This is a genomic window from Enterobacter sp. 186315 (assembly GCF_053290175.1).
In genome coordinates this window covers 59,872-75,807 of the sequence record NZ_JBPTTK010000020.1, presented here as the reverse complement: position 1 = coordinate 75,807, position 15,936 = coordinate 59,872, and the positions used below count along the sequence as shown (strand labels likewise).

Sequence of the window (15,936 nt, the reverse complement as noted above, 5' to 3'; positions counted from 1 at the left end):
TGCGCCTCGACCCGGCCTTACGGAAACGCTTCGGCGATTTACAGCCGGACCAGGGTGCTGCTGTAACCCGGTAATTCGCACGTAATTACCTTATCGCTTTAGTTTTAGTAGGCCGGGTAAGGCGCAGCCGCCACCCGGCAAAAACGCCGCTCATCGGTTAACGTGATTCTTCCGGTACTGCAACGGCGTCTCCCCAATGCCTTTTCGAAACGCGCTGATAAACCACGTCACGTCCGAAAACCCCACCCGCGCGGCGATCTCGCGCACGCTCGCGTCGGTGTGCAAAAGGCACTCGCACGCCTTTCTTAGCCGGATGGTGTTCAGATAATCGTGAATTTTCTCGCCCGTTTCGGCGTGAAATTTCCGCGACACGTAGCTGCGGGATTTCCCCAGCTCAAGCGCCAGCGCGTCGAGGCGGAATTTCTCCTGATAATGCTCGTCCAGCCAGAACATCACCTGGCTGGCGATCCCCTGGCCGTTGCCTGGCGTGCCGTTATTGTCGTCCGGCAGCATGGCAAACAGGCCGATCAGCAGGCTGGCAATCTGTTCGCCGTTCAGCGGCTGGGTGTTGGCACGCCGCGCGTAGCACCCGAGCAGATGGTCGATATGCGCATGGCTCTCCGCCACGTCCGCTACCCAGGCTTCGCCGCCCCGTCGGGAGAGCTTTTGCAGACGTTGCAGGGTTTGCGGGAAATCACGCAGCACCTTCAGCACCGCATGATGGTCAATATGGATAATCGTGCGCCGGTAAATCGCCTCGGCCTGCGGATCCACCATCACCTTGTGCAGCGTAAAGGGCGGGAAGAAAAACAGCCGTCCGGGGCGCATGGTGTAGTGGCGGTTATCGACAATCGCCACGCCGAATCCCTCTTCCACATAGAGAATTTCCAGACACTGGTGCCAGTGGTGGTAGCGCACCGTGTTGGCAAACAGGCGGCTGAACGACGCGATGGCATCGTTTAAGGTAATCAGCTCCAGATAATCGGCTTTTGGCGTATCGCGCATAGTGCAATAAAACTCAACTTTTCCTCGTCTGACTCCCTTTATAAACCACCTTTTTAAATTTTTTTAACTGCGGGTTTATTCATCACGCTTACCTGTGAGCTGGCTAACATTTCTGCACCTCGGGGATTCACTATGCTTGGCCGCAGTTGATGACGAGGACAAGCCTATGTCGGCGGTAAATGCAGAAAAATCAAATCCATTGTCTTCCCGCCAGGATGTGGTGGCGGCGTTAAATAGCCTGCTGGGCGCGCTGGATACGCAGTTTCCGGCCGGCCAGTCGCGCTTCTCGCTGGGCGATACCTGCGCCCATTACGCGACGGATATCGCCCAAATGGAGGGGCTGTCCCGCGCGCTGTGGGGGCTGTTCCCGCTGATGGCCTCCGGCGACAGCTCGCCGTTTAGCGAGAAGTACATTTCAGCAATCAAAATCGGCACCGATCCGCAAAGCCCTGGCTACTGGGGCGACACCGCGCCCTACGATCAGCGGCTGGTGGAGATGGCGGCCTACGGGCTGGGGCTGTCGCTGTTGCAGGACAAGCTCACCTCGCACTTCACCGGACGCGAGCTGGACAACCTGCACGCGTGGCTAAACCAGATAACCGATGCGCAGATGCCGGACAGCAACTGGAACTATTTCGCCATCATGGTTCAGCTCGGCTTTAAGCGCGCCGGGCTGCCCTATGACCAGAGCGCGATTGACCGCCGCTTTGCGCTGATGGACGCCTACTACCTCGGCGACGGCTGGTATTCCGACGGCGTGGGGCGCCCTAAAGATTATTACATCTCGATGGCGTTTCACTTCTACGGCCTGATTTACGCCACCCTGAGCGGCGACGAGGCGAGGGCAGAGGTCCTGCGCGAACGTTCCCGGCTGTTCGCGCAAGATTTTATCTATCTTTCCGCAGCGGACGGCGCCTCGGTGCCGTTTGGCCGCAGCCTGACCTACCGTTTTGCGATGGTCGCCTTCTGGAGCGCGGTGGCCTTCTCCGGGCTGGAGGTCTTCACGCCGGGCATCGTCAAAGGCATTGTCCTGCGCCATCTGCGCTGGTGGCAGCAGCAGCCGATGACCGATCGCGACGGTATTCTGACCCTCGGCTTTGCCTGTCCGAACCTGGCGATGTGCGAGGACTACAACTCCCCCGGCTCGCCGTACTGGGCGCTGAAAACCTACCTGATCCTGGCGCTGCCTGCGTCGCACCCGTTCTGGCAGGCCGAGGAGCAGCCGCTGCCGACGCTAGCGGAGAAGCGCGTTATCCCAAACGCGCAGCAGATCCTGATGCACAGCGAGCAGTCCGCACACGTCACCCTGCTGACCGCCGGGCAGCTTGAGCTGAACAACTACGTCAACACCGAGGCCAAATACACCAAATTTGCCTACTCCAGCCGCTTTGGTTTCACCATCGAGCGCGGGCGTTTTGGTCTGAAGCATGCCGCCTGCGACTCCATGCTGCTGCTGGCGGACGGGGATAACTATTTTCGCGGGCGCCGCGAGTGCGAGGCGGTGCGGGTGGATGAACATTACATTTACTCGCGCTGGTCGCCGTGGCACGACGTTCACATCGACACCTGGCAGGTGCCGTTTGGCGACTGGCACCTGCGCCTGCACCGCATCCACAGCGCGCGTACCCTGCAAACGGTGGAAGGGGGCTTTGCGGTGAAGAAGACCGCCCCTCGGCTGCACGAGGGCGGATGTTATCTGCTGGCGGAAAACGGCAGCAGCGTGATTGTCGATCTGTCCCCCGCGCTGGTGCGCCAGCCGGACAGCATCGTTACGCCGCCGAACAGCAGCGTGATGTTCCCGGAATGCGCCTCCATTCCGCTGCTGCAAACCGACGTCCCGCAGGGGGAGAGCTGGCTCTGCTGTGCCGTCACCGCCAGCGAAAAACCACACCGGGCGGTAACGCCGCAGTTAACCCTTACCCATAACCAGGCGGTGATTCGCGACCCTGGAAGCGAACGGCAGTTAACGTTCACGTTATAAAAACTCTGACCCCTACACGTTGGCGAGGATGGTATGAAAAACACATCTACAACAAACAGAACCGAATATTACAAAATCAGCAGTTTTATTTTTCTCTATTTCTTTACCTGGTCCGCGAGTATTGGCCTGCTGGCGATCTGGCTCGGACAAAAGGCCAATTTAAGCGGCTCGGTGATTGGCACGGTATTTGCGGTTAACGGGATCTTCTCCGTTATTCTCAAACCGATTTACGGCTATATTCTCGACCGGATCGGCATGAGCAAATACCTGCTCTATTTCGTGGTGGCGATGTCCGCCCTGATGGCGCCGTTCTTTATTTACGTTTACCAGCCGCTGCTGCTCTCGAATACCCTGCTGGGGATTATTATCGGCGCGCTCTATTTAAGCTTTGCCTGGTACGCGGGCGTGGCGGCGTGTGAATCCTATTCCGACCGCTTCAGCCGCTTAAACGGCATGGAGTTCGGGCAGATTCGCATGTGGGGATCGCTCGGCTGGGCGGTGGCGTCCTCTTTCTCGGGCCTGCTGTTTAACCTCTCTCCGGCGTACAACTTCATTATGGGCAGCGTGGCGTCGGTGATTATGCTGGTCGTCCTGATTAGCCTGAGAGTGAACACTAACTCCGCTCACGCCAGCGAGGTCTTAACCAAAGAGAAAATCGCTCCGGCGGACGTATACGCCCTGCTGCGTAACCGCAAGTTTTGGGCGTTCTGCCTGTACGTGGCGGGCGTGGCGTGGATGATGTTTATCGCCGAGCAGCAGTTCTCGCGCTATTTCGTCACCTTCTTCGACGATATTCACGAGGGCAACGCGGTGTTTGGCTATCTCGGCACCGTACAGTCCGGAATGGAATTTGTGATGTATATGATCGTCCCGCTGTTTGTGAATTTCATCGGGGCCAAGCGCGGGTTATTAATCGTGGGGCTGATTGTCGGCGCGCGTCTGATTATTTCCGGCCTGTGCGATTCCCATTTGTTAATTTCCGTCCTGAAGCCGCTCTACGGCCTGGAAATCTGCCTGCTGCTGGTGTCGGTATTTAAATATATCGCCGAGCATTTCGATAAGCGCGTTAATGCCACCATGTATCTGCTTGGCTATCAGGCGATGCTGTACGTCGGCAACGTGGTGATTTCGTCCCCGGCCGGATATATGTACGACCGCATCGGCTTTGAGCAGACCTATATCATCATGGGCGCAACGGCGCTCACCTTTACCCTTATTTCTGCCTTTACCTTATCCGCCTGCCAGAGCAAATGGCGCAGCGCACAGGCGCTGAACGTGGCAGAACAGAATCCTATTCGATAATTACGCCGTCAAAGAAGGAACCGAAATATGTTGAATCGTATCACTGAAGAGCGTCTGCCTGCGATCCCGGCCCCCGTTGACCCGCGCGCGTTTCGCGATGAACTCACCACCGCCCGCAGCCACGTTCTCGACCTGATTAGCCGTCATTTAACGGAGTTCGGTGAGCAGTTCCCGGCGGAAACCTGCAAAGAGGGGTTTTATCCGCTGACGGAAAACGTGGAGTGGACCACCAGCTTCTGGACCGGGCAGCTGTGGCTGGCGTGGGAGATGAGCGGCGAGGAGAAATTCCGCGCGATGGCGGAAAAACACGTCCGCTCGTTTGGCCTGCGCATTGCCGGGCGCAACGACACCAACACCCACGATCTCGGTTTTCTCTACACGCTCTCCTGCGTGGCGGCCTGGCGTCTGACGGGCAACCGCGAGGCGCGCGGCTTTTCCCTGCTGGCGGCAGAGGCGCTGCTGGAGCGTTTTCACGAGAAGGCGAAGATCATCCAGGCGTGGGGCGATCTGTCCGATCCCGAGCAGGCCGGGCGCATGATCATCGACTGCAACATGAACCTGCCGCTGCTCTACTGGGCGACGGAGCAGACGGGCGATCCGCGCTTCGCCGAGGCGGCCAAAGCGCACGTGATGCAGGCGGCGACGTACCTCATTCGTGAAGATGCCTCGACGTTCCACACCTACTATATGGATGTGGTCAGCGGCGCGCCGCGCTACGGCAACACCCAGCAGGGCTATGCGGACGACTCCTGCTGGTCGCGCGGGCAGGCGTGGGGGATTTACGGCTTCCTGCTGAGCTATATCTACACCGGCGATGACGCCATGATTGCCCTGTCAAAACGGCTGGCGAACTACTTCCTGAACCGCCTGCCGGAAGATTACGTCTGCCACTGGGATCTGGCGCTGGTGGGCACCGATGCGCTGCGCGATTCGTCGTCGGCGGCGATTGCGGTGTGCGGCCTGCTGGAGCTGGTGAAGCATCTACCGGTTACCGACCCGGATCGCGAGCATTATCTGGCGTGGGCCAAAGGCATCATGTCATCGCTGACGAAGCACTACCTGATGGGCAAAGAGGAGAAGGGCAACGGGCTGCTGAAGCACTCGGTCTATCATCTGGCGGGCAACAAAGGGGTGGACGAGTGCGCAAGCTGGGGGGATTACTTCTACGTTGAAGCGCTGGTGCGCTTTACCCAGAGCTGGAAGCTGTACTGGTAAAACAGTCGGGGGGCGACCCCCGACTTATGCGTTACGCCTTAGGAATACGCAGCGTCTGGCCGGGATAAATTTTATCCGGGCTGGAGAGCATCGGGCGGTTCGCCTCAAAGATTTTGTTGTACTGGTTGGCGTCGCCATACACGGTTTTGGAGATGGCGCTCAGGGTATCGCCAGATTTCACCGTGTAGTAGGTGGCTTCATCTTTGGCGTCGGTAGCGGTGATGGTATTTTCCACCTCGCTCACGCCCGCGATGTTACCTACGGCAACCTGGATTTTTTCTTTCTGCTCCTGAGTCAGTCCGTCGCCTGTCACCACGGCCTTACCGTCGTTAACGTCGACCTTAACTTTGTCTGAACCGGGAATGTTGAGTTTCTTGAGATGCTCGGTGATTTTGTCGCTCTGACCTTTGTGATCGGTCAGGTTATCCCACAGCTTTTCGCCTGCTTCTTTTACGAAGTTAAAAAGACCCATTCCATCCTCCTGTTAATCATGAAGTCAGAATAAGCATAGCAGTTGAGATCAAAGCCATAAAAAAAGCCCGGCGGTGCTGGTGCTTACCGGGCCTGATATTCGGTGCGGTGGGTATTGCCGGGCGGCACGTTGTTTGCCCGGCCTACGGTTTTCGTAGGCCCGGTAAGCGTAGCGCCACCGGGCAAAACAGGGCGCTAAACCCCTTGCTCCAGAATACGGATATGGGTTTCCAGCACGTCGCTTTTCACCGCGTCGCTCCACGCTTTCATGTGCGCGGTTTGCAGGTGCGCTTCGAGGTGCGCCACGGTTTCCCACTGCTCAACCATGATGATTGAGTCCGGCGCGGTTGCCTGGAAGCTGGCGTCGGTGGCGGCGTCTACCATTGGCGCGTAGCCGTGGCAGCCTTCTTCTTTCAGTACGGTCGGGATAATTTTCGCGAACTGATCCAGCACCGCCTGGCGGTGATGTTGACCTGGACGAGTACGGATTTCAGCAATAACGGTAAGCATGGTTAACTCCTTCTAATTCCAGCCTGACAGTTAAGCAAAAATTTCCGCGAGATGCTTGCGATATTCTGCGATATAGCGCGGCACGTCAGGCATTTTAATCACGTCGTTGACGATAAAGGTCGGCAGCGGATCCATCCCGAGGAACTGATTCGCCTTGTGGAACGGCAGATACGCACCGTCTACGCCCACGCCTTCGAAGAACTGATCTTTCTCGGTGAAGGCTTCAATTGGGGCGTTCCAGGTCAGGGAGAGCATATATTTTTTGCCCTGAATCAGGCCGCCGGAGCCGTATTTTTTAGAGGCGTCTGAACGGGTACGACCGTCGCTGGCATACAGCGAACCGTGGCCCTCGGTGAATACGTCGTCCATGTACTTTTTCACGGTCCACGGCGCGCCCATCCACCAGCCCGGCATCTGCCAGATAACCACGTCGGCCCACAGGAAGTTCTGCACTTCGGCTTTCACGTCGTAATCGCCGTCCGCGCGCACGACCTTAACATCATGCCCGGCGTCGCGCAGGAAACCGTCCGCGACCTCGGTCAGGGTGTCGTTCAGCTGGCCTTTAGAGTGGGCGAACTCTTTCGCGCCGTTGATAATTAAAACGTTGCTCATTATGTGTCCTCGAAAAGTGAGAGTATGGTCACAATTCTACGCGCGAAGACGCGACGAGAAAATGAGCAAAATGTGCAAAGTCTTTTGCTTGAGAAGCAATAATCCCGCTACCAGCTGACCTTCGCCTCGAAGCCGCCTTCGGGCGCATTGTCCAGGGTGACGCGCATCCCGTGCAGCGCGGCGATGCGCCTGACGATAGATAACCCCAGACCGCTGCCGGTTTCACTCTGTCCCGGCGGGCGGTAAAAGCGTTCGCCAACGCGCGCCAGCGCCTCGGGGGAAATGCCGGGGCCGTTATCGCATACGCTAAAGCTGCGGGCGTCGAGCGTCACGTTCACCACGCTCCCGCGCGGGCTGTAGCGCACGGCGTTATCGAGCAGGTTTCGTACCAGCAGGCTGAGCAGCAGCGGCTGCCCGGTGCGCGCGGTCTGCGGGGCGTTGATGTGCAGGCGCACGTCGATTCCCGCCTGCTGCGCGACGTGATAGCTGTCCATCACCGCGGATTGCAGGACGTCCGACATCAGCAGGTTTTCCGTGCCGTCGAGGTTATCCAGCGAATCCAGACGCGAGAGCGTCAGCAGCTGCTCCACCAGCCGGGTCGCCCGGTCAATGCCCGCGTGAAGCTGCGACAGCGCTTTTGCCTGCGCCTGAGGGTCGTCCTGCGACAGCTGCGCCACCTCGGTTTGCACCTTCAGCGCGGTCAGCGGGCTGCGCAGCTCGTGGGCGGCGTCAGAGGTAAAGCGGCGCTCGCGGGCCATCATCGTCTGGGTTCGGCTGAACAGATGGTTTAGCGCGTCGAGCAGCGGGCGCACCTCGGCGGGAACGCCCGCGACGGGCAGGGCGTCGGTGGCGTCCGGCGAGCGGGCGCGCAGGGTCTGCGCCAGCTTTTTCAGCGGCTTTAGCTCACGGCTCAATAACAGGATCAGCACCAGCAGCATCAGCGGCAGCGCCACCAGCCACGGCGTCAGCTGGGAGCTGACCACCTCCAGCGCCATCTCCTGACGGTATTCCCACTCCTGGCCGACCACCACCCGGTACTTCCCGTCCGGTGAGGTCAGCCATAAAAAGCGCCACTCGTCGTTATCGTCCTGCAAGCGCCCGTTATCAAAGCCTTCGCGGCGATAGTGATAGGGAATATCGCGCCCGTTTTCGCCGTCGTTAAGCAGCATTTTGCCGTCGGTGGAGTAAATGGCGAAGGCCAGCGCGTCGTCGTCCAGCCGCCCGTGCTTCACCTTTTTCGGGATCTCCCGCATCCGCGCGGGCGCACCGATCTCGTTCAGATCCATCGTCAGCAGCCGTTTGGCAAACAGCATCTGCTGGGTGTCGAACAGCTTGTCGAGCTTGTGGGTCGTTTGCTGCCAGGCAACGACGCTTGCGGCGAACCACGCGGTCAGCGACAGCAGTAAAAAGAGCAGCGTCAGGCGCAGCTTCAGGCTCAGGCGTTGCGTCAGCGTCATGCGTCACCCAGGGTATAGCCGATGCCGTGAACGGTGCGGATAAACTCGCTGCCGAGCTTGCGGCGCAGGTGATGAACGTGAACCTCCACGGCGTTGCTGGAGACATCGTCGTCCCAGTTGTAGAGCTTCTCTTCGATAAGCTTGCGCGGCAGCACCCGCCCGGTGTTACGCATCAGCAGCTCCAGCAGGGCGAACTCTTTCGGTTTCAGCACCAGCGTTTCTCCGTTGAGGGTGGCAATCAGGCTGGTGGGATCGAGCGTCACTTTGCCGTGGCGAAGCTCGCTGCGCGCCTGCCCGTGGCTGCGGCGCACCAGCGCTTCCAGGCGGGCGGCCACTTCGATGAGCGCAAACGGCTTGCAGAGATAGTCGTCGGCGCCCAGGCGCAGCCCCTCGACGCGCTGGTCGAGCGCATCCCGCGCGGTGAGGATCAGCACCGGCTCGCTGCGGCCCGCTTCGCGCCACGCGCGCAGGATCTCAAGCCCGTCGATTTCGGGCAGGGTGAGGTCAAGCACCACGGCGTCGTAAGGGGCAGAAAAAAGGGCGGCCTGGCCGGTTTTGCCGTCGGTAAACCAGTCCAGGCTAAACCCCATTTTGCTTAAGCCGGCCTTGATGCCGTCGCCAATCAGCCTGTCGTCTTCAACCAGTAAAATGCGCATGTTCCCTCCTTGATGACGCCAGTAAACCCTCTGGCTCTGTCCGCTGTACAGTAAAAATAAATAAATTTTCCCCTTAAGAAGTTGTTAAGGATTACCCTGTTTAATGGACTGCGAAACCACATTAAAGGGAGAGATGACAATGAAAAAATTCGCTGCGATGGCTGCCGTTATGATGATCGTTACGGCCCCGGTTTTTGCTGCACAGGGCGGATTTAACGGCCCGTCGGCTACCGCGACCCAGACGCAATCTCAGCAGGGCGGTTTTGTCGATAACAACGCCAACCTGACCACGGCGGCAAAGGTTAAGGATATGAAGGACGACAGCTGGGTCAAACTGCGCGGGAACATCACCGAGCGCCTGTCCGATGACCGCTACACCTTCCGCGATGAGAGCGGTACGGTGGTGGTTGAGATCGACCACAAACGCTGGAACGGCGTGACCGTAACGCCGCAGGATAAGGTGGAGCTTCAGGGTAAAGTCGACAAAGACTGGAACGAATTTGAAATCGACGTGAAGCAGGTTATCAAGCTGAACAAATAACCTAAAAAGGGCCGCCGATGCGGCCCTTTTTCTTTGTGACTCAACGCGCCAGATAAGGTAGTATCTGCGGCAATATTGCCTGAAACCAGCAGGTTTCTGAGTTGAGGAATCACATTTAATGAGCGATATGGCAGAGCGCCTCGCGCTACATGAATTCACGGAAAACGCCTACCTGAACTACTCCATGTACGTCATCATGGACAGGGCGTTGCCGTTTATCGGTGATGGCCTGAAACCCGTTCAGCGCCGCATCGTCTATGCAATGTCTGAACTGGGGCTGAATGCCAGCGCCAAGTTCAAAAAATCCGCCCGTACCGTTGGTGACGTGCTCGGTAAATACCATCCGCACGGCGACAGCGCCTGCTATGAAGCGATGGTGCTGATGGCACAGCCGTTCTCCTACCGTTACCCGCTGGTCGACGGCCAGGGGAACTGGGGTGCGCCGGACGATCCGAAGTCCTTTGCGGCGATGCGTTACACCGAATCCCGTCTGTCCAAATACGCTGAAGTGCTGCTGGGCGAGCTGGGTCAGGGAACCGTCGACTGGGTGCCAAACTTCGACGGCACGATGCAGGAGCCGAAAATGCTGCCTGCGCGTCTGCCGAACATCCTGCTGAACGGCACCACCGGGATCGCCGTGGGCATGGCGACGGACATTCCGCCGCACAACCTGCGCGAAGTGGCGCAAGCCGCTATCACCCTGATTGAACAGCCGAAAACCTCGCTGGATGAGCTGCTGGATATCGTGCAGGGGCCGGACTATCCGACCGAAGCCGAGATCATCACCTCCCGCGCGGAAATCCGCAAAATCTACCAGAACGGTCGCGGCTCCGTGCGGATGCGCGCGGTGTGGAATAAAGAAGACGGCGCCGTGGTGATCACCGCGCTGCCGCACCAGGTTTCCGGCGCGAAAGTGCTGGAGCAGATCGCCTCCCAGATGCGCAATAAAAAGCTGCCGATGGTGGACGACCTGCGCGACGAATCGGATCACGAGAACCCGACCCGTCTGGTGATTGTGCCGCGCTCCAACCGCGTGGACATGGAGCAGGTGATGAACCATCTGTTCGCCACCACCGATCTGGAAAAAAGCTACCGCGTTAACCTGAACATGATTGGCCTCGACGGTCGCCCGGCGGTGAAAAACCTGCTGGAGATCCTCACCGAATGGCTGACCTTCCGCCGCGATACGGTGCGCCGTCGTCTGAATCACCGTCTGGAGAAAGTGCTCAAGCGCCTGCATATCCTTGAAGGTTTGCTGGTGGCGTTCCTCAATATCGACGAAGTGATTGAGATCATTCGTACCGAGGACGAGCCGAAGCCCGCGCTGATGTCGCGCTTTGGCATCAGCGAAACGCAGGCCGAAGCCATCCTCGAACTCAAGCTGCGCCATCTCGCCAAACTGGAAGAGATGAAAATTCGCGGTGAGCAGAACGAGCTGGAAAAAGAGCGCGACCAGTTGCAGGGCATCCTGGCCTCCGAGCGCAAGATGAATAACCTGCTGAAAAAAGAACTTCAGGCCGATGCCCAGGCCTTTGGCGACGACCGTCGCTCTCCGCTGAACGAGCGCGAAGAGGCGAAGGCGATGAACGAGCACGACATGCTGCCGTCTGAGCCGGTCACCATCGTGCTCTCTCAGAGCGGCTGGGTACGTAGCGCCAAAGGTCACGATATTGACGCGCCGGGGCTGAGCTACAAAGCGGGCGACAGCTTCAAGGCGGCAGTGAAAGGCAAGAGCAACCAGCCGGTGGCGTTTATCGACTCCACGGGCCGCAGCTACGCCATCGATCCGATCACGCTGCCGTCCGCGCGCGGCCAGGGCGAGCCGCTGACCGGCAAGCTGACGCTGCCGCCGGGCGCGACCGTTGACCATATGCTGATGGAGGCCGACGAGCAGAAGCTGCTGATGGCCTCCGACGCGGGTTACGGCTTCATCTGTACCTTTAACGATCTGGTGTCGCGCAACCGCGCGGGTAAAGCGCTGATCAGCCTGCCGGACAACGCGCACGTCATGACGCCGCTGGTGATTGAGAACGAGAGCGACATGCTGCTCGCCATCACCGCCGCAGGCCGAATGCTGATGTTCCCGGTGAGCGATCTGCCGGAGCTGTCCAAAGGCAAGGGTAACAAGATCATCAACATCCCGTCGGCGGAAGCGGCAAAAGGCGAAGATGGCCTGGCGCACCTGTTTCTCCTGCCGCCGCAGAGCACGCTCACCATTCACTTGGGCAAACGCAAAATCAAGCTGCGCCCGGAAGAGTTGCAGAAGGTGGTCGGCGAGCGCGGGCGTCGCGGCTCGCTGATGCGCGGCTTGCAGCGAATCGACCGCGTGGAGATTGATTCTCCTGCTCGCAGCAGCGCGGGCAACAGCGAAGAGTAATCCGCTTTACCCCCCTCTGTTCCGGAGGGGGGGAATTCAGTAAAATTTCCCGTAAAAACGTTGTTAATTCGTGCGTTGCGATTAACAATACGCGCTCGTAATAAAGTCCTTACCTGGCCACAGGTGAAGTATAATTGTCAGCTGTTGGGGCTTCAGAGGTCGCTATGCTATACATTGTTCGTCTAATTCTTACCGTTATCTACTGCATTCTGGTCTGTGTTTTCGGCTGCATCTATTGCCTTTTCAGTCCGCGTAACCCGAAGCATGTTGCGACCTTTGGTCACATGTTCGGTCGTCTTGCGCCGCTGTTTGGCCTGAAGGTCGAAAAACGTCTGCCTGAAGGGGCGGAGAACTTCGGTAACGCCATCTATATCGCTAATCATCAGAACAACTACGATATGGTGACCGCCGCTAACATCGTTCTGCCGCCGACCGTGACCGTGGGCAAAAAGAGCCTGCTGTGGATCCCGTTCTTCGGCCAGCTCTACTGGCTGACCGGTAACCTGCTCATCGACCGCAATAACCGCGCCAAGGCGCACAGCACCATTGCGGAAGTGGTGAACCATTTTAAGAAGCGCAAAATCTCCATCTGGATGTTCCCGGAAGGGACGCGCAGCCGGGGTCGCGGCCTGCTGCCATTCAAAACGGGTGCGTTTCATGCTGCGATTGCGGCAGGTGTTCCAATTATTCCCGTGTGTGTTTCCAATACTTCTAATAAGATTAATCTTAACCGCCTGAATAACGGGCTGGTGATTGTCGAAATGCTGCCGCCGGTCGATACCAGCAAGTACGGTAAAGATCAGGTTCGCGAGCTGGCGACGCACTGTCGTGAGCTGATGGCGAACCATATCGCGCAGCTCGACAAAGAGGTCGCAGAACGAGAAGCCGCCGGGGAAAAGTAATCCGGCGTTAAAGGGAAAACGAATTCCCGCGTTGTTAGTCGTTTCAGATGGAGCTTATATGTCACTCAGTCGGCGTCAGTTTATTCAGGCTTCGGGTATTGCCCTGTGTGCGGGTGCGATGCCGTTGACAGCCAACGCCGCCGGGCAGCAACCGCCGCTGCCCATTCCGCCGTTAATTGAATCCCGTCGCGGTCAGCCGCTTTTCCTGACCCTGCAACGCAGCCACTGGTCGTTCACCCAGGGCACGCGCGCGCCGGTATGGGGGATTAACGGTCGCTATCTTGGGCCAACTATCCGCGTCTGGAACGGCGATGACGTCAAGCTGATTTACAGTAACCGCACCGCTGAAAACGTCGCGATGACCATCAGCGGGTTGCAGGTGCCAGGCCCGCTGATTGGCGGCCCGGCGCGCATGATGTCGCCTAACGCCGACTGGGCGCCGGTGCTGCCTATTCGCCAGAGCGCCGCGACCCTGTGGTATCACGCCAACACCCCGAACCGCACCGCGCAGCAGGTCTATAACGGCCTGGCGGGGATGTGGCTGATAGAAGATGAAATAAGTAAATCCCTGCCGATCCCGAATCACTACGGCGTGGATGATTTCCCGGTCATTATTCAGGACAAACGTCTGGATAACTTTGGTACGCCGGAGTACAGCGAGCCGGGCAGCGGCGGCTTTGTGGGCGATACGCTGCTGGTGAACGGCGCGCAGAGCCCGTTTGTCGAAGTCTCTCGCGGCTGGGTGCGCCTTCGCCTGCTGAACGCCTCTAACTCGCGCCGCTATCAGCTGCAAATGAGCGATGGTCGTGCGCTGCACGTGATCTCCGGCGACCAGGGCTTTTTACCCGCGCCGGTTTCCGTGAAGCAGCTGGCGCTATCGCCGGGCGAACGCCGGGAGATCCTCGTGGATATGACCAACGGCGATGAAGTCTCTTTAACCTGCGGGGAGGCGGCGAGCATTGTCGATCGCATTCGCGGCTTCTTCGAGCCGTCGAGCATTCTGGTCTCTACGCTGGTGTTAACCCTGCGTCCGACCGGCCTGCTGCCGCTGGTGACCGACAGCCTGCCTATGCGCCTGCTGCCGCAGGAGATCATGAGCGGCGCCCCGGTGCGCAGCCGCGATATCAGCCTGGGGGACGATCCGGGCATCAACGGGACGCTGTGGGACGTTAACCGCATTGATATTACCGCCCAGCAGGGCACCTGGGAGCGCTGGACGGTGCGTTCCGACATGCCGCAGTCGTTCCACATTGAAGGGGTATCGTTCCTGATCCGCAACGTGAACGGCGCAATGCCGTTCCCGGAAGACCGGGGCTGGAAAGATACCGTGTGGGTGGACGGTCAGGTCGAACTGCTCGTTTACTACGGTCAGCCTTCGTGGCCGCACTTCCCGTTCCTGTTCCACAGCCAGACGCTGGAGATGATGGACCGGGGATCGGTGGGGCAGATACTGGTCAACCCGGCGCCATAAATTGCTTTTCTCCCTCTCCCTGTGGGAGAGGGTTGGGGTGAGGGCAACAGCCCGCACAATACCCCTTCATTTCCTCTGTTAATCCGGCGTATAATCCCGCTCCTTTTGTCTATTTTTTCTTCGGAAGCATTATGAGCGCAATCTCCCTGATCCAACCGGATCGTGACCTCTTCTCCTGGCCCCAGTACTGGGCGGCCTGCTTTGGACCGGCGCCGTTTCTGCCGATGTCCCGGGAAGAGATGGACCAACTGGGCTGGGACAGCTGCGATATTATTCTGGTAACAGGCGATGCCTACGTCGACCACCCGAGCTTTGGCATGGCGATTTGTGGCCGTATGCTGGAAGCACAGGGCTTCCGCGTGGGGATCATCTCCCAGCCTGACTGGAACAGCAAAGATGCGTTCATGACGCTCGGCAAACCTAACCTGTTCTTCGGCGTCACCGCCGGGAACATGGACTCGATGATCAACCGCTACACCGCCGACCGTAAGCTGCGCCACGACGATGCCTACACGGCGGATAACGTCGCGGGCAAACGCCCGGATCGCGCGACTCTCGTTTACACCCAACGATGCAAAGAAGCATGGAAAGACGTGCCGGTCATCCTGGGGGGCATTGAGGCGAGCCTGCGCCGCACCGCGCATTACGATTACTGGTCTGATACCGTGCGCCGTTCGGTGCTGGTGGATTCCAAAGCCGATATGCTGATCTTCGGCAACGGCGAACGTCCGCTGGTGGAAGTCGCGCACCGTCTGGCCCAGGGCGAGCCGGTGAGCGAGATCCGCGACGTGCGCAACACCGCGATCATGGTGAAAGAGGCGCTGCCGGGCTGGAGCGGCGTGGATTCACGCATCATCGATATGCCGGGCAAAATCGACCCGATCCCGCATCCGTACGGCGACGATCTGCCGTGCGCGGACAACAAGCCCGTTGCGCCGAAGAAAGCCGAAGCCAAAGCCGTTGTGGTACAGCCGCCGCGTCCGAAGCCGTGGGAAAAGACCTACGTGCTGCTGCCGTCCTTCGAGAAGGTCAAGGCCGACAAAGTGCTGTACGCCCACGCGTCCCGTATTCTGCACCACGAAACCAACCCGGGCTGTGCGCGTGCGCTGATGCAAAAGCACGGCGAGCGCTATATCTGGGTTAACCCACCGGCGATCCCGCTCTCAACCGAAGAGATGGACAGCATCTTTGCGCTGCCGTACAAGCGCGTGCCGCACCCGGCCTACGGCAACAGCCGCATTCCGGCGTATGAGATGATCCGCTTCTCGATCAACATCATGCGCGGCTGCTTTGGCGGCTGCTCCTTTACTCTTGTTTTTATGTATTTAGAGTTAAACTCTACTTTTCTATTTTTAGAATTCAAGCTATTCATCGTAATTGAGAGATATCCTTTTAATGTTCAGCAAGCCTGTTAAAAGCACTTTATCTGAACCGCG

At 58.7% G+C, this 15,936-nt stretch carries 13 protein-coding genes and 1 pseudogene; 8 read left to right on the top strand and 6 right to left on the bottom strand.

Annotated elements, in window-relative coordinates; all coding sequences use genetic code 11:
- Positions 1 to 150: 150 nt before the first annotated feature.
- Entirely contained in the window at positions 151 to 1,005 is an 855-nt protein-coding gene (locus tag ACSVHP_RS18680) for an AraC family transcriptional regulator (protein ID WP_447552672.1), read from the bottom strand.
- A gap of 166 nt (positions 1,006 to 1,171) precedes the next feature.
- Between ACSVHP_RS18680 and ACSVHP_RS18675 the strand changes: the two genes are divergently transcribed.
- The 3 genes from ACSVHP_RS18675 to ACSVHP_RS18665 are packed head-to-tail and all read left to right on the top strand — an operon-like array spanning position 1,172 to position 5,503.
- Positions 1,172 to 2,986 (top strand): DUF2264 domain-containing protein, encoded by a 1,815-nt coding sequence (locus ACSVHP_RS18675; protein WP_447552671.1) that lies wholly within the window; start codon positions 1,172 to 1,174, stop codon positions 2,984 to 2,986.
- Between the two features lie 33 nt (positions 2,987 to 3,019).
- The gene (locus ACSVHP_RS18670) at positions 3,020 to 4,288 is read left to right on the top strand and encodes an oligosaccharide MFS transporter (RefSeq protein ID WP_447552670.1); all 1,269 of its coding nucleotides are present in this window, start codon (positions 3,020 to 3,022) and stop codon (positions 4,286 to 4,288) included.
- A gap of 27 nt (positions 4,289 to 4,315) precedes the next feature.
- A complete protein-coding gene (locus ACSVHP_RS18665; RefSeq protein ID WP_447552669.1) occupies positions 4,316 to 5,503 on the top strand; it encodes a glycoside hydrolase family 88 protein in 1,188 nt (395 codons plus the stop codon).
- Positions 5,504 to 5,534: 31 nt separating this feature from the next.
- Here ACSVHP_RS18665 and lysM read toward each other — a convergent pair whose 3' ends face one another.
- From lysM to qseB, 5 genes are all read right to left on the bottom strand, one after another.
- Positions 5,535 to 5,975, bottom strand: a complete 441-nt coding sequence (lysM, locus tag ACSVHP_RS18660) for a peptidoglycan-binding protein LysM (protein ID WP_234674340.1) — start codon at positions 5,973 to 5,975, stop codon at positions 5,535 to 5,537.
- 194 nt (positions 5,976 to 6,169) lie between these two features.
- Positions 6,170 to 6,484 carry a putative quinol monooxygenase gene (locus ACSVHP_RS18655; protein WP_234674341.1) on the bottom strand — a complete coding sequence of 105 codons (315 nt, stop codon included), beginning with the start codon at positions 6,482 to 6,484 and terminating at the stop codon, positions 6,170 to 6,172.
- 30 nt (positions 6,485 to 6,514) lie between these two features.
- Positions 6,515 to 7,096: an NAD(P)H-dependent oxidoreductase gene (locus ACSVHP_RS18650; protein WP_234674342.1), complete on the bottom strand. Its 582-nt coding sequence runs from the start codon at positions 7,094 to 7,096 to the stop codon at positions 6,515 to 6,517.
- A 107-nt stretch (positions 7,097 to 7,203) separates the two neighbouring features.
- Complete coding sequence (qseC, locus tag ACSVHP_RS18645; RefSeq protein WP_447552668.1) at positions 7,204 to 8,553, bottom strand: quorum sensing histidine kinase QseC; 1,350 nt, start codon at positions 8,551 to 8,553, stop codon at positions 7,204 to 7,206.
- The gene (gene qseB / locus ACSVHP_RS18640; protein WP_447552667.1) at positions 8,550 to 9,209 is read right to left on the bottom strand and encodes a quorum sensing response regulator transcription factor QseB; all 660 of its coding nucleotides are present in this window, start codon (positions 9,207 to 9,209) and stop codon (positions 8,550 to 8,552) included. The genes qseC and qseB overlap by 4 nt, the downstream gene beginning before the upstream one ends.
- 139 nt (positions 9,210 to 9,348) lie before the next feature.
- Between qseB and ACSVHP_RS18635 the strand changes: the two genes are divergently transcribed.
- The 5 genes and pseudogenes from ACSVHP_RS18635 to ACSVHP_RS18615 all read left to right on the top strand — a co-directional run.
- A complete protein-coding gene (locus ACSVHP_RS18635) occupies positions 9,349 to 9,750 on the top strand; it encodes a YgiW/YdeI family stress tolerance OB fold protein (RefSeq protein ID WP_447552666.1) in 402 nt (133 codons plus the stop codon).
- 118 nt (positions 9,751 to 9,868) lie between these two features.
- Positions 9,869 to 12,127, top strand: a complete 2,259-nt coding sequence (gene parC, locus ACSVHP_RS18630; protein WP_447552665.1) for a DNA topoisomerase IV subunit A — start codon at positions 9,869 to 9,871, stop codon at positions 12,125 to 12,127.
- A gap of 164 nt (positions 12,128 to 12,291) precedes the next feature.
- Complete coding sequence (gene plsC, locus ACSVHP_RS18625; protein ID WP_234674347.1) at positions 12,292 to 13,029, top strand: 1-acylglycerol-3-phosphate O-acyltransferase; 738 nt, start codon at positions 12,292 to 12,294, stop codon at positions 13,027 to 13,029.
- A gap of 58 nt (positions 13,030 to 13,087) precedes the next feature.
- Positions 13,088 to 14,500: a cell division protein FtsP gene (gene ftsP, locus ACSVHP_RS18620; RefSeq protein ID WP_234674348.1), complete on the top strand. Its 1,413-nt coding sequence runs from the start codon at positions 13,088 to 13,090 to the stop codon at positions 14,498 to 14,500.
- Between the two features lie 131 nt (positions 14,501 to 14,631).
- Positions 14,632 to 15,807: pseudogene (locus ACSVHP_RS18615) on the top strand (YgiQ family radical SAM protein); the annotation flags it as partial.
- Positions 15,808 to 15,936 lie beyond the last annotated feature (129 nt).

Excerpts from the sequence above, each read along its gene's own strand:
- ACSVHP_RS18680 (WP_447552672.1), bottom strand. The coding sequence starts at position 1,005 with ATGCGCGATACGCCAAAAGCCGATTATCTGGAGCTGATTACCTTAAAC.
- ACSVHP_RS18675 (WP_447552671.1), top strand. The coding sequence starts at position 1,172 with ATGTCGGCGGTAAATGCAGAAAAATCAAATCCATTGTCTTCCCGCCAG.
- ACSVHP_RS18670 (WP_447552670.1), top strand. The coding sequence starts at position 3,020 with ATGAAAAACACATCTACAACAAACAGAACCGAATATTACAAAATCAGC.
- ACSVHP_RS18665 (WP_447552669.1), top strand. The coding sequence starts at position 4,316 with ATGTTGAATCGTATCACTGAAGAGCGTCTGCCTGCGATCCCGGCCCCC.
- lysM (WP_234674340.1), bottom strand. The coding sequence starts at position 5,975 with ATGGGTCTTTTTAACTTCGTAAAAGAAGCAGGCGAAAAGCTGTGGGAT.
- ACSVHP_RS18655 (WP_234674341.1), bottom strand. The coding sequence starts at position 6,484 with ATGCTTACCGTTATTGCTGAAATCCGTACTCGTCCAGGTCAACATCAC.
- ACSVHP_RS18650 (WP_234674342.1), bottom strand. The coding sequence starts at position 7,096 with ATGAGCAACGTTTTAATTATCAACGGCGCGAAAGAGTTCGCCCACTCT.
- qseC (WP_447552668.1), bottom strand. The coding sequence starts at position 8,553 with ATGACGCTGACGCAACGCCTGAGCCTGAAGCTGCGCCTGACGCTGCTC.
- qseB (WP_447552667.1), bottom strand. The coding sequence starts at position 9,209 with ATGCGCATTTTACTGGTTGAAGACGACAGGCTGATTGGCGACGGCATC.
- ACSVHP_RS18635 (WP_447552666.1), top strand. The coding sequence starts at position 9,349 with ATGAAAAAATTCGCTGCGATGGCTGCCGTTATGATGATCGTTACGGCC.
- parC (WP_447552665.1), top strand. The coding sequence starts at position 9,869 with ATGAGCGATATGGCAGAGCGCCTCGCGCTACATGAATTCACGGAAAAC.
- plsC (WP_234674347.1), top strand. The coding sequence starts at position 12,292 with ATGCTATACATTGTTCGTCTAATTCTTACCGTTATCTACTGCATTCTG.
- ftsP (WP_234674348.1), top strand. The coding sequence starts at position 13,088 with ATGTCACTCAGTCGGCGTCAGTTTATTCAGGCTTCGGGTATTGCCCTG.